The sequence below is a fragment of the Collinsella sp. CLA-AA-H167 genome (assembly GCF_040095305.1).
Classification (GTDB): domain Bacteria; phylum Actinomycetota; class Coriobacteriia; order Coriobacteriales; family Coriobacteriaceae; genus Collinsella.
This window is the reverse complement of the sequence record NZ_JBBNGA010000001.1, coordinates 330,906-343,157: the sequence shown is the minus strand read 5'-3', so window position 1 is coordinate 343,157 and position 12,252 is coordinate 330,906. Positions and strand designations below refer to the sequence as shown.

Sequence of the window (12,252 nt, the reverse complement as noted above, 5' to 3'; positions counted from 1 at the left end):
AATTGTTGGACAGATGTCGTTCGCTGTCCGCTCGCCTGCCGGGCGGGGCGGTTAAGTTTGCTGCTCTACAGTCCTGCGCAAGACGGAAAGCACATTAAGTGCTTTCCTTTGCGTGCGGAACTCGCGACAAACTTAACCGCCCCGCCCGGCAGGCGAGCTGCGGGAACATGCTTCCGTCCAAGAAATATCGTGCAAAAGGAATTCTGGCTGAATTATTGTTCGCGTGGGTGATTCAGTCGATGAGGGCTATTTATGCCCTGTTGGGAACTAAGGAGTGTCCCGGGGTGCCGGCAGAAAAGGAACGTCCCTGAGTGCCGGGTGGTATGAAAAAAGACGAGGACCCGTAGGGAGTCCTCGCCTTTGTTACAGGGGGCGATGTTATTCGCGTACTGCGGAATTAGACCAGGCGGGCGTTGATCGTCTTGGCGATCTCGGCGGCGTCGGTGGAACCCTTGACGGTGGCACGGAAGTCCTCGTCCATGAGCGCCTCGGCGACCTTGGACAGGATCTTGAGGTGCGTAGTGCCGGCCTGGGCACCAGGGATGAGCAGGGCGATAGCCACGTTGACGGGAGCGCCGTCCATGGTGTCCCAACCGGTCACGCCGGATTCGTCCTTGACGACGATGACGGCAGCCTCGGTAATGGCGTCGGACTTGGCATGCGGAATGGCGAAGCCCTCCATCATGCCCGTGGTGCCCTCGGCCTCGCGGGCCAGGAAGGCGTTCATCACGGCGTCGGCGTCGCTGGCGATACCGGCCTTGACAGCCTGGTTGGAAACGAAGCTCAGAGCCTCGTCACGAGAAGCGAAGTCCTCGGCGACAAAGACATTCTCAACCTTCACGAAGTCGGCAGCCTCGGCCTTGGGGGCCTCGACGGCAGCGGCCTTGGGGGCCTCAACGGGCTTGGCTGCAGGAGCGGCCTTCTGGTTCTTCTCGAAGTCGTACTTCTTGAAGGCCACGAACAGGATGCCACCGACAACAGCGCCGATGAGGATAGCGAGGACCCAAAGCGGACCGTTCTCGACAACGGGCAGGACCAGGAAGCCACCGTGAGGCGCCGGATCGTGAACGTTGAACATAATGGTCAGGATCGAAGCGATAGAGGAACCGAGCATCATGATGGGCATGACGGGCCAGATGTTCTTGGTCATGAACGGAATGGCGCCCTCGGTGATGTGGGTGCAACCAAGGATGAGGTTGACGACACCGGCGTCGTGATCCTCCTGGCTGAAGTACTTCTTGCCGACAACGACGGCAAAGGTGGTGATCAGCGGCGGAACGATGCAGGCGGCGGAGACGGCAGCCATGAAGTTGGTGCCGAAGTTGTAGGTATCGGTGCCAACGCCAGCAGCCAGTGCCTCGGTGAGCATAGCGGTACCGGTGACGTAAGCAGCCTTGTTGACCGGGCCACCCATGTCAAAGGCACACATGCAGCCGATGGCAAGACCCAGGACAACGGCGCCAGAGGCGGACAGGCCCTTGAGGAAGTCCATCATGGCGGTGTTGATGGCAGCCATGGGGCCCGAAATGCCGAGCATGACCAGGCCGACGATAGCCGTCGAGAACAGCGGGTACAGGAAGATGGCCTTGAGGCCGTCTAGGTTCTTGGGCAGACCGGCAAAGACCTTCTCGAGCAGCAGGATGACATAGCCGGCGAGGAAGCCGCCGACGATGCCGCCCAGGAAGCCGAAGCCCACGCCGGCGCCACCGGCGTCGATCATGCCGGTCTCGGCGTTAACAGGCAGGCCCTGGATGGCGATCATACCGGCAACAAAACCGGGGACGAGCGCCGGGCGCTTGCCGATGGATTCGGCGATGTAGGCGGAAAGCACCGGAACCATGAGGTTCATGGCGATACCGCCGATGATCTTGAGCATCGCAGCAAAGCTGTTGTAGTCAGACGCCGTCGAATCGAAGGACGTGATGCCCCACAGGAACGAAACAGCGGTCAGGACACCACCGGCAACGACAAAGACCAGCATATGGCTGACGCCGTTCATAAGGTGCTTGTAGATGACGTGGCCGATGGACTCCTTCTCCTCGACCTCGTCCTCGACATCGGCAGCGGCTGCAACCGTGCTGTCGCCCTTGGCGGCAAGCGCGCGGTCAATCAACGTACCGGCGGCCTCAACGGACAGGGCCTTGGAAACACCAACGGAAACCATGGGCTTGCCGGCGAAACGCTCAGCCTGGACATCCTTATCGGCTGCAACGACGACGGCCTTGGCACCGGCGATCTCGCTCTTGGTGAGCTCGTTCTCGACACCGACCTGGCCATGGGTCTCAACCTTAATGGTCAGACCTCGCTCGGCAGCTGCCTTCTCCAGCGCCTCCTTCGCCATGAAGGTGTGCGCGATGCCGGTCGGGCAACCGGTAGCGGCGATGATGTCAAACTTAGCCATGTGTCCCTCCTTCTTGAGTACTGCGCCCGCAGGCGCTCCCCTACACGCGCGTCCTTGCGCGCTTTTCCACACCTGAAAGATACCAAGCCACCACTTAAATGAGAAGCAATACAGCCCATTTCTCCGGTGAAAGATTCTTTCATTACCGTAAACGGTAGATGAAAGTTTACCATCACCTATTGAAACGGCAAGGTGTATCTTCTAATTGAAAATGTCCGTATACTATATCGATGCACAACAAGCCAGTTGTTCATGCCAACCAGGAGTCATCCATGTCCGATAGCAGCAAGAGCGCACTCTCCCTTATAAGCACGCACAAGGGATACAGCGAGTCCGAGCAGCGCATTGTCGACTATATTCTAGAGCACCAGTCCGAGGCGCCGCGTCTGACGGCCGCACAGCTCTCGCGAGCCGCCGCCACGTCCGAGGCGACGGTTTCGCGCTTTTGCCGCAAGCTGGGCTTTGGCAGCTTCCGCAGCTTTCAGTTTTCGCTGGCACGCGACTTAGAGAGTCAGCGCAACGAGGGCCTGACCGACGAGGTCTCGCTCGACAACATGGAGCAGAGCCTTAAGAATATCTTGGCTGCCAAGGTTAGCGAGCTTAACGCGACCATCGACGGGATTGACCACGAAACGCTAACGGCCGTTGTGCACGCGTTAAAGAATGCGGGCGTTATTGAGTTTGCGGCTGTGGGCAATACGAACGCGGTCGCGCTCGATGCGACGTTTAAGTTTTCGCAGCTGGGCCTGCGCTGCATGGCGAGCACCATTAGCGAGACATCAATCGGCTTTGCGCTCACGTTGCGCCCGGGTGACGTCATCGTGCTCATCTCAAACTCCGGCAAGTCGCGCCGACTGAATCGCATGGCAAAAGCGGCTCGCGACTGCGGTGCCACCGTAGTCGTCATCAGCAGCGACAGCAAGTCTCCACTCGCGCGCCTGGCAGACTACACTTTTAATACCGTCAACCACGAAGCTCTGCTGACGACGGGTGACTTTGCGTTCTCCAAGATCAGCGCCACGATGATCATCGAAGTTATCTACAACTTCCTGCTGCCCGAGATTGAAGACGCTCGCGAACATATCAGCTACTACGAGGAGCTCATCCAGCCGGACAAGGTCGTTGAGTAAAACGCGTAGTGGGACAAAAATTTCAGTCTATTTTGTCCCACCAACACCGCTGATACGACCTAGCCTCGAACTTCTTCGAGCATCTGCTTTGCGTGGGCCAAGCTTGCCTCGGACTGATCGCCGCTGAGCATGCGGGCGATCTCGGCGGTACGCGCTTCGCCGGTTACCTCGTCCAAATGCGTCTGGGGAACATCGCCCGGCTCCTTGCTGACAACATAATGCTTGTCGGCCATGACGGCGACTTGCGCCAAGTGGGTTACGACAATCACTTGATGCGTAGCGGCAAGATCGGCCAGCACACCAGCAAGAGCACGAGCCGTGGAGCCGCCGACACCGGCATCGACCTCGTCAAATACCAGTGTGTCGACGCCGTCAGCATTACCCAAGACCACCTTGCTCGCCAGCATGACGCGGCTGAGCTCGCCGCCCGAGGCAATGCGGCGCAGGGGACGCGGCGTCAAGCCGACACCGCTGCGATACAAAAGCTCGTAGCTTGAAGGACCCGCCGGCGTCCACTCGGCGCGCGGAAGATCACGCGACTCCCAAACGAGCTCGGCGCCGCCCATCTCCAGGCGCGCCATTTGGCGGCCAACCTCGTGACAAAAACGCGGAGCAGCGGTATTACGCGCACGCTTGAGTGCCTTGGCGGCAGCGAACAGCTCGCGCTCGGCGCTCCCGAGTGCCTCACGCGCCTTTTTGATCTGTTCATCGCCATCATCGACCAGGGACAGCAGCTCTTGCGAGCGATCGCGCATGGCAAAAACATCGTCCATGGTGGGACCCCACTGACGCAACAGGCCCTTGAGGTCGGAATACCGCTCACGCATGCGAGCGAGCTCGCGCGGGTCGAAGGCGACGCCATCGCGATAGGCACGAAGCTCGTTCGCGCTATCCTCAAGGGAGATACAGGCATCCGAAAGCGCATCGGCAATGTCGCCCAGTTTGCGATCGACGGTAGCCATACGGGAAAGCTCTGCCACGGCGCTGTTCACGGCATCGAGCGCTCCCCCTTCGGCGGCAAGTGATGCATGGGCATCGTTAGCCGTGGCAACCAGTACCTCGGCATGTTCGGAGCGCGGCAGCAGTTCCTCGAGTTCCTCATACTCGCCCGGCTTGGGGTCGACCTCGCCAATGCGCTCGAGGGCAAAGCGCGCCTCCTCGACGCGACTCCCCTGCGCACGCGACGCCTCCTCTACGCGACGGACCTCCTTGGCAGCCGCACGCGACGCCTTGAAGCAGGCACGGTAACGGTCGAGCGCCTCGAGCGCAGAGCGACCAGCCCAGGCATCGACCATGGCAACGTGATGCGCCGGATCGAGGAGGCGCTGGTGCTCGTGCTGACCGCAAAGATCCATCATCACGCCGACGCGCTCCGAAAGCTCACGCACGCTGGCGATGCGACCGTCAATTTTTACGCGGCTGCGGCCCTCGGCAGAAAGGCTACGCTGTACGGTGAACCCCTCCGTGTCGTGTGGACCGTCGAACAGGCGCGCCTCGACGCTCGCCAGCGCCTCGCCCTCGCGCACCGTCGACGAATCAGCGCGCTCGCCCAAAATAAGCTTGAGGGCCGAGAGCAGCGCGGTCTTGCCGGCGCCGGTCTCGCCAGTCAAAACCGTTAGGCCCGCACTCGGAACCAACGTCGCCTCGCGAATGAGCGCGATGTTGGAAACCTGCAGCTCATCGATCATGGCGCACTCCATAGAACACGCGGCTCACCGAGTTATAGAAGCTCTCGGGACCGTAATCGAGCAGCAGCACGTCGCCGGGACCACGGCGCACGGCCACGCTCTCGACCGTGCCATCGCAGGTAATAAACTGTCCGTCGATGGCAATCGCCGGCACGCTCGGGCGATCATCGGACATAAAGATCTCGACGACATCACTCGGCGAGGTCAAAAAAGCGCGAGCCTGAATGGTATGCGGGGCGATGGGCACACAGACCATACCCGTGTAATCGGGGCTGACAATGGGACCGCCGGCGGAAAGCGCATAGCCGGTGGAGCCGGTCGCCGTCGAAACGACGACACCGTCGCCGCGCAGGCGATCGATATGATGGCCGGACACCGTGATGTCAAACTCAACCATATCGGACAGGGGGCCGCGCGTAAGTGCCATATCGTTGAGGGCAAACGTGCGCACGACATCCTTCGTGCCATCGTCGCGCACGGACACGATATCCGCGGCGATGGTGGCGCGGCGGCTCACGTGGAGCTCGCCGGACAGGGCATCGCTCACAACCTGCAAAATGTCGCGCTCCTCGGGACTCGCGGCCGTCAAAAAGCCCAAATGACCATAGGAAAGACCCAAAATGGGAATCTCGCGATAGTTGAGGATGCGGGCAGCGCGCAGCAGCGTTCCGTCGCCGCCGAGCGTAATGACCAGGTCGGCATCGTCAACATCGGGCGCGCTTTGGATCTTGGAGCGCTGATCGGCAGCCCATGCCACCTCATAACCCTGGCGCGAAAGCCAAAGCTCGAGCATCAGGCCGCTCTCGACCGCCTCTTGCTTGTAGTAATTGGGGACCAGAAAGACCTTCATAGCGTTGCAGCTTTCTCGCTCAAAGCCGATACCTGGGATTGAAGCTCATCGTCGGCGCGCTCCCCGGGGACAAACCTTGTGCCGTACAGGAAAAACTCAACGTTGCCCTTGGCACCATGAATGGGTGACACGCACACATCGACCGGGAACAGGCCCTTGGCGTCAAAAAGCTCAATCGCCGCCACGAGCGTATCGCGGCGGACGGCGGAGTCGGTCACGATACCGCCGTCGCCCACCAGCGCAGCCGGCGCCTCAAACTGGGGCTTTACGAGCGTGCAGAACGAACCCGAAGGCTTCAGGCACGCCAGCACGGCGTCGATGATATTCGCGATGCTGGTAAACGAGACATCACATACAGCCAGGTCGATGGCACCGGCATAGCCAAGCTCAGGCAGCTGCGTCACGTTTGTGCGCTCATGCAGCGTCACGCGATCGTCCTGACGCAACGACCAATCAAACTGGGCGCGACCCACGTCCACCGAAACAACGGTCGCAGCTCCGCGCTTGAGCAGACAATCGGTAAAGCCGCCGGTAGAGCAGCCTACGTCCAGGCAGACAAGGCCCGTCGGGTCGATACAAAACGCATCGAGCGCACCCTCGAGCTTAAGGCCGCCGCGCCCAACGTACGGAATGCGCCCCTTCACGTGCAGAGGCAAGCCCGGGGTCACCTTAAGGCCCGGCGAAATCAAACGCTCACCGCCACTCGAGACCAAGCCGGCCATAAGAGTGCGAAGGGCATCCGCGCGATCGGCGCAGATGCCCTGTGAAATCAGTTCGTCATCAAGACGCACGCGTTTCATGAATGCCATCAACCATTCGTATCCGGAGATGCGGCCTAGCTATCCTAGGATTCGTTTGCCGCATCCTCATCGTATTCCTGCTCGAGCTTGTCGACCTCACGCGGCGTCAGCTCAAACTTGTCGACCATATCGACCGCGCGGGAACCCAGTTCAATCGCTTCGTCAAACAGATCGAGCGAACGCTCCAGGGACGTATCCTTGGAGCGAACGGTAGCGATGATCTGATCCAGACGGTCCGAGATCTCGTCAAAGTTGCGGACAGAACCCTCTGGCATGACTACTCCTCGAAGGAGTCGACGACAGCCTCGGCGGCGTCCGCATCCTCGGCCAGCACGCCAGCCTCAGCCTGAGCAACCGCAACCTTAGCGGCAGCCTCGGCAGCCTGGGCCTCCTCGCGAGCGCGATCCTCGGCCAGCAGTTCCTGGTACAGGTCCTCGCCCGGCAACTCCTCGCTGCGCGCGATCTTGCCCAGCACGCCGTTGACAAACGACGCGGACTGGTCGGTGCCATAGGCCTTGGCAAGTTCGACGGCCTCGTTGATCACGATAGCGTCCGAGACCTCTTCGTCGGTAAGGAAGCGCATCTCGTAGACGGCGATACGCAGCAGATTACGGTCGGCGCCGGGCATGCGCATAAGATCCCAGTTCTTGGCGACGGCGCGCAGGGCACAGTCGATGCGATCGATATGCTCGTAGGCACCGCGGCACAGCTCCAGCGCATAGGGGTCGAGGGGGCCCTTCGAGATCAGGAAATCGCCCTCGAGGACGCGCTCGAGCGGGCTGTCCGTGGCCTCGGCCTGAAACAGCAGCTGCAGCGCCTGACTGCGGGCAAGCGTACGCCCGCGATAAACCTTAAGGCTCAAAGGTTACTCCTTGGGGAAAACGAGGCCGTCGATGCAAACGTCAACGCGCTCGACCTCAACGCCCACCTGGGCATCGATGGCAGCGACCACGGCAGCGCGAACGGCCTCGGCGAGTTTCTTGAACGGATAGCCAAAGAACACCACGACGCGCACGGTGAGCGCGAGCTTGTCGCCGACGACCTCGGCCTCGACCGCCGGTTCGGAAGCCGGGGCCTTGGACGAGAGCATCATGGAGACAAGGTTGGTGGCAAGGTCCTTGACGCCAACGGAGGCGATGCCCTCGACATCGGACACGGCGCGCGAGACGATGGCGGTCAGAACATCGGGCGAAATGCCGATGCCGCCAATCTTGATTTCCTGGGGCATGAGTCCTCCTAGAAGAGTTGGTTGCTAGACGCGGGAGACGAACTTGCCGTCGCGGGTGTCAACCTTAATGACCTCGCCCTCGTTGAGGTACATGGGGACCTGGATGACAGCGCCGGTGTCGATCGTGGCCGGCTTGGTGGAACCCTGGACGGTGTCGCCCTTAAAGCCAGGGTCGGTCTGGACGATGGTGGTCTCGATGAACATCGGCGGGGTCACGCCCATGAGCTCGTCGTCGGCGAAGAGCAGCTGGCAGATGTCGTTCTCACGCAGCCACTTGGAGTTCTCGCCCACCATGTCCTCGGGAACGGGAACCTGCTCGTAGGACTCGTTGTCCATGAAGATGTAGTCGGTGCCGTCGTTGTAGAGGTACTGGAACTCACGGGTGGTGAGCATGACGCTCTCGAACTTGGTGCCGGCGTTGCAGGTGTTCTCGACGACGCGGCCGCTCTTGATATCGCGAGTCTTGTAGCGCACAAAAGCACCACCCTTGCCCGGCTTGACGTGCTGGAACTCGACGATGGTATAAACCTTGTCCTTAATACGGAGACCGAGGCCGTTCTTGAAGTCGGCGGTAGAAATGGTAGGCATAGCGACCTTTCTTCTTATGGGCAGAACGCACAGGCGTCCAAATTACATACAACCGAAATTATACACTTGCAGGCGGCGCCTGCAGCGAGCGCATAAAAAGAGAACGCGGGGCGTCCGAATCGATCCGGACGTCCCGCCCCAAAAATCTATCGAAATGAGCTAGCAATCGATGACGTGAAGGTCATGCGGCGTCTTGGTGAAGGGCTCGTAGCCGTTCTCGGTGACCACGCCGTAGTCCTCCAGACGCACGCCGCCCACGCCGGGCAGGTAGACGCCGGGCTCCATGGTGATAACCGAGCCGACCTCGATGATATTCTTGCTGCGGTTGAAGTTGGGCAGCTCGTGGATGTCAATGCCCACGCCGTGGCCCAGACCATGGTTGTAGTAATCGCCATAGCCGGCATCGTCAATGATCTTCTTGGAAAGCTTGAAAATGTCATTGCCCTCGACGCCCGGATGGATGGCGGCGACGCACTCCTCGTGCGTACGGCGCACGAGCGCGTACAGGTCGAGCTGTTCTTGCGTGGGCTCGCCCATCACGACGGTACGCGTCATATCAGAGCGATAGTCGCAGTAGCCCGCGCCATAATCCATGAGAACGAAGTCGCCCTTCTCGACCACACGGTCGCTCGGGACGGCATGCGGATTGGCGGTGTTGGGACCGCTCGCGACGATGGAGCCAAAGGCCAGGCTGTCGGCACCGTTGGCGAACATAAAGTTCTCGAGCTCGTTGCGGACCTGCTTCTCGGTCATACCGGGCTTAATATAGCCGAGCATGTGCTGGAAGGCGGCGTCGGTAATCGACTGCGCATGGCGCATGAGCTCGATCTCCTCGGCGTCCTTGATGGCGCGCATCTTGCGAATGTCGTCATGCATCAGCGGCAACATGCAGGCGACGGAACGATCCTCCAAACCACGCTGGATACCTTGGTAGAAATTGATCTGCATATCGTCCTCGACAGCGCAGACGCGGCACTTGTTGGCCGCGATCTTGCCGGCGACCCAACCGGGGATGGTGCCCTCGTCCATGTCGTAAACCCAGGGGCTGCCGGCGGGCGTGTTCTCCTCAAAACTGTTGAGATAGCGCGAGTCGGTATGGAACAGGCACTGGCCGGCCGTAATAAATGCAGCGTGCGGGAACTCGAAGGTGTAATCGAAGACGCCCTTCACGCCCGTAAGCCAACGAAGGTTGGCCTCGTCGCGCACCACGATAGCGTCGTAGCCGCGCTCAGCCATCAGGGCACGGACACGCTCGATACGACCGGCAGGACCGGCAGCAAACTCAGACATGCAGATTCCTTTCTTGTTGTCTTCATAAAGACGGGACGGGCTCAATCAGCGTACGGAATCGCGCGCGATTCGCAACCGATTGGAAACCCGCCCCTCAACATGATACGAAAGACGATGTATGTCAATAAATCCTAGAGAAGTTCTTTGCGAGAAGCCAAGTATGCGTGAGCATGGCGGTCGAGAACCTCGTCCTCAACGCTCGTTAGACGAATGGCGCCGAGCGCCGCGGGCAGCGGCAACATGCTGCGGTTCGAGCGGACAAACTGCTGCCTGCGGAACTCCTCGATATATGCGGCAGGCTCCAGATCGAAGGCAAGCTCCTCGATACCAAAGTCCTCCAGGCAGTCATCGACCTCAAAGACGTAATCGATATCAAAGTCGCAGGCATCATGTGCTAGGCGCGCCTCAAAGCGCATGCCCTCGGACAGCAGCTGGTAGGCAGGAACCTGCGCCGCGGCTTTGCCCAGGCAGACGTGCAGAGTACGCTCCCCTGTCTTGCCAAAATCGAGCGCATGGCGGGCACTCGGGTTCGTGGCCATCAGTACGTCCTTACGGGCAGTCTGAGACCACTGAACGGCATTGACGAGCGCGACCTCCTCGCCCGCGAGAATCTCGGGAATGGTCTCGGTAAACTGATTCCAGCGGGACTTGCTGCTCGAAAGCATGGTGCCAACAAGTACCGCATAGCCGAGCTTGAGGTCCTCGGGGTCCGCCTCGCGTACAAGGTCGAGGTCACACACGACCAAGCCCGGCTCGGGACGGAACGCGATAGCGGGAAGCGCATGCGCCGACGAGGCGACAAGCGGCTTCATGGTCGTCGCGACCGTGAGCATGGCGTCGAACGTCGTCGGCAGCAAGGCGCACTCGGTGCGACCGCACCACTGATTGGCGCACCAGCAAACAACCGAGCAGGTCGCCGTGTCGCCGACAGCGACAACGAGATCATCGCAGGTAATGCCGTTAGCCGACAGCGCGCCAAAGACGGTATCGGCATCGACCAGCGTAGCACCGGCAGGCGAAACCTCGAGGACGAGCGGCGACACGGCAAAACCGGCGTCAACAAGTGCATGCTCGACAACCTCGCCAAAACGCTCGGATGTGGCGTCGTTCCAAACCACCATCGCACGCTTAGGCTTGCCCACAGCCGAGGCAAACATGCGCGACAGCTCCTCGAACGCCCCCAATCCGACGCGGACATCGACACTGCGGTTTTGGAAATTGATAAGTTGACGGCGAATCATAGCAGTCCACGCTCCAAAAGCATCTCGGCACAAAGGTAGGAAACGTCCTCGAAGGACTTGTTGCGAATATCAAGGGTAATATCGGCCGCCTGGCGATACAGCGGACGGCGATGCTCAAACAAGCGCGCAGCGTGCTCGGGCGAGCGGAAATCGGGCCGGGTATCGGAGCGACGAATCTGGCGCAACGAGTCCTCAAAGTCGCCTTCGAGGTACACGCATGTACCCATCTCGTGCATCAGCTCAATGTTCACCGGCGTCTCGACGATGCCGCCCCCGCACGATACCAGCAGGCTGCGCTCGCTTTGAAGCGAACGGAGTGCCGAGGTCTCGAGCTCGCGAAAACGATCCTCGCCCTCGGTCTCAAATATCTCGGTCACCGACTTGCCGCATCGACGCACAACCAAGCGATCGGTATCGATGAATCGACGCTTGAACATAGTGCCCACATTGCGCGCAAGCGTCGACTTGCCCGCGCCCAAAAAGCCGATAAAGAAGATATGGTCGCAGCCGTGTTTGATGTGCTGGGACATGGCGAAACCTATTCCTCGCAGGGAAGGTCGCGCAGGGCCCGGCGCTCAAAGATACGGAAGATCTGCGTGTACCACAGGTCCTGGGTTGCCTGCGGCTTGACCAGAATAGTGTCAACGCCGGCAAAGTTACCGCTCCACACGTCCGTGTACAGCTGATCGCCGATCAGCACCGCCTCGTCTGCCGTGGCGCCGAGGCGCTTAAGACCCGCCTTCAAGGCAAACGGGGCGGGCTTCATGGCGTGGCTGATGGCCTCGAGTCCCAGCTCGCGTGCAGAGCTCATGACCTGATCGCGATGCCAGTTGTTGGACACCATGCACAGCTTAAAGCCTTTGGCGCGGGCGGTATCGAGCCAAGCGGAAACCGCGGCGGGAACCTGCTCGGTGTCGCGCGGAACCAGAGTGTTATCGCGATCGAGCAGAATGGCGCGTTTGCCGTCGGCCCACAGGGTATCAAGGTCGATGCGATCGACCGAGGCAACGTATCGTTTGGGGCTAAATATCCTCAT

The 12,252-nt window shown here is 60.4% G+C and carries 13 protein-coding genes; 1 reads left to right on the top strand and 12 read right to left on the bottom strand.

The genetic code is table 11. From position 1 onward, the window contains the following. Nucleotides 1-397: 397 nt before the first annotated feature. Nucleotides 398-2,401 carry a fructose-specific PTS transporter subunit EIIC gene (locus AAAT03_RS01580; protein ID WP_349102418.1) on the bottom strand — a complete coding sequence of 668 codons (2,004 nt, stop codon included), beginning with the start codon at nucleotides 2,399-2,401 and terminating at the stop codon, nucleotides 398-400. 272 nt (nucleotides 2,402-2,673) lie between these two features. On the opposite strand from AAAT03_RS01580, the gene AAAT03_RS01575 reads away from it, so the two are divergent. Beyond that, a complete protein-coding gene (locus tag AAAT03_RS01575; protein WP_349102417.1) occupies nucleotides 2,674-3,531 on the top strand; it encodes a MurR/RpiR family transcriptional regulator in 858 nt (285 codons plus the stop codon). Between the two features lie 59 nt (nucleotides 3,532-3,590). On the opposite strand, the gene AAAT03_RS01570 is transcribed toward AAAT03_RS01575, so the two are convergent. From AAAT03_RS01570 to AAAT03_RS01520, 11 genes are all read right to left on the bottom strand, one after another. Then, nucleotides 3,591-5,219: a DNA repair protein RecN gene (locus tag AAAT03_RS01570; protein WP_349102416.1), complete on the bottom strand. Its 1,629-nt coding sequence runs from the start codon at nucleotides 5,217-5,219 to the stop codon at nucleotides 3,591-3,593. After that, nucleotides 5,209-6,069, bottom strand: coding sequence for an NAD(+)/NADH kinase (locus AAAT03_RS01565; protein WP_349102415.1), 861 nt, complete (start codon nucleotides 6,067-6,069; stop codon nucleotides 5,209-5,211). Before AAAT03_RS01565 ends, AAAT03_RS01570 begins: the two co-directional genes overlap by 11 nt. Beyond that, entirely contained in the window at nucleotides 6,066-6,869 is an 804-nt protein-coding gene (locus tag AAAT03_RS01560; protein ID WP_349102493.1) for a TlyA family RNA methyltransferase, read from the bottom strand. Before AAAT03_RS01560 ends, AAAT03_RS01565 begins: the two co-directional genes overlap by 4 nt. A gap of 44 nt (nucleotides 6,870-6,913) precedes the next feature. Further along, nucleotides 6,914-7,144, bottom strand: a complete 231-nt coding sequence (locus tag AAAT03_RS01555) for an exodeoxyribonuclease VII small subunit (protein WP_349102414.1) — start codon at nucleotides 7,142-7,144, stop codon at nucleotides 6,914-6,916. A 2-nt stretch (nucleotides 7,145-7,146) separates the two neighbouring features. Continuing rightward, nucleotides 7,147-7,731 carry a transcription antitermination factor NusB gene (gene nusB / locus AAAT03_RS01550; protein ID WP_117564118.1) on the bottom strand — a complete coding sequence of 195 codons (585 nt, stop codon included), beginning with the start codon at nucleotides 7,729-7,731 and terminating at the stop codon, nucleotides 7,147-7,149. A gap of 3 nt (nucleotides 7,732-7,734) precedes the next feature. Further along, nucleotides 7,735-8,097 (bottom strand): Asp23/Gls24 family envelope stress response protein, encoded by a 363-nt coding sequence (locus tag AAAT03_RS01545; RefSeq protein WP_349102413.1) that lies wholly within the window; start codon nucleotides 8,095-8,097, stop codon nucleotides 7,735-7,737. A 24-nt stretch (nucleotides 8,098-8,121) separates the two neighbouring features. Continuing rightward, nucleotides 8,122-8,685, bottom strand: coding sequence for an elongation factor P (efp, locus tag AAAT03_RS01540; protein WP_006233983.1), 564 nt, complete (start codon nucleotides 8,683-8,685; stop codon nucleotides 8,122-8,124). 159 nt (nucleotides 8,686-8,844) lie between these two features. Next, complete coding sequence (locus AAAT03_RS01535) at nucleotides 8,845-9,975, bottom strand: Xaa-Pro peptidase family protein (RefSeq protein ID WP_349102412.1); 1,131 nt, start codon at nucleotides 9,973-9,975, stop codon at nucleotides 8,845-8,847. Between the two features lie 131 nt (nucleotides 9,976-10,106). Further along, nucleotides 10,107-11,216, bottom strand: coding sequence for a hypothetical protein (locus AAAT03_RS01530; protein WP_349102411.1), 1,110 nt, complete (start codon nucleotides 11,214-11,216; stop codon nucleotides 10,107-10,109). Then, nucleotides 11,213-11,746: a shikimate kinase gene (locus AAAT03_RS01525; protein ID WP_099431675.1), complete on the bottom strand. Its 534-nt coding sequence runs from the start codon at nucleotides 11,744-11,746 to the stop codon at nucleotides 11,213-11,215. Before AAAT03_RS01525 ends, AAAT03_RS01530 begins: the two co-directional genes overlap by 4 nt. An 8-nt stretch (nucleotides 11,747-11,754) precedes the next feature. Continuing rightward, nucleotides 11,755-12,252, bottom strand: a complete 498-nt coding sequence (locus AAAT03_RS01520; protein WP_099431674.1) for a YqeG family HAD IIIA-type phosphatase — start codon at nucleotides 12,250-12,252, stop codon at nucleotides 11,755-11,757.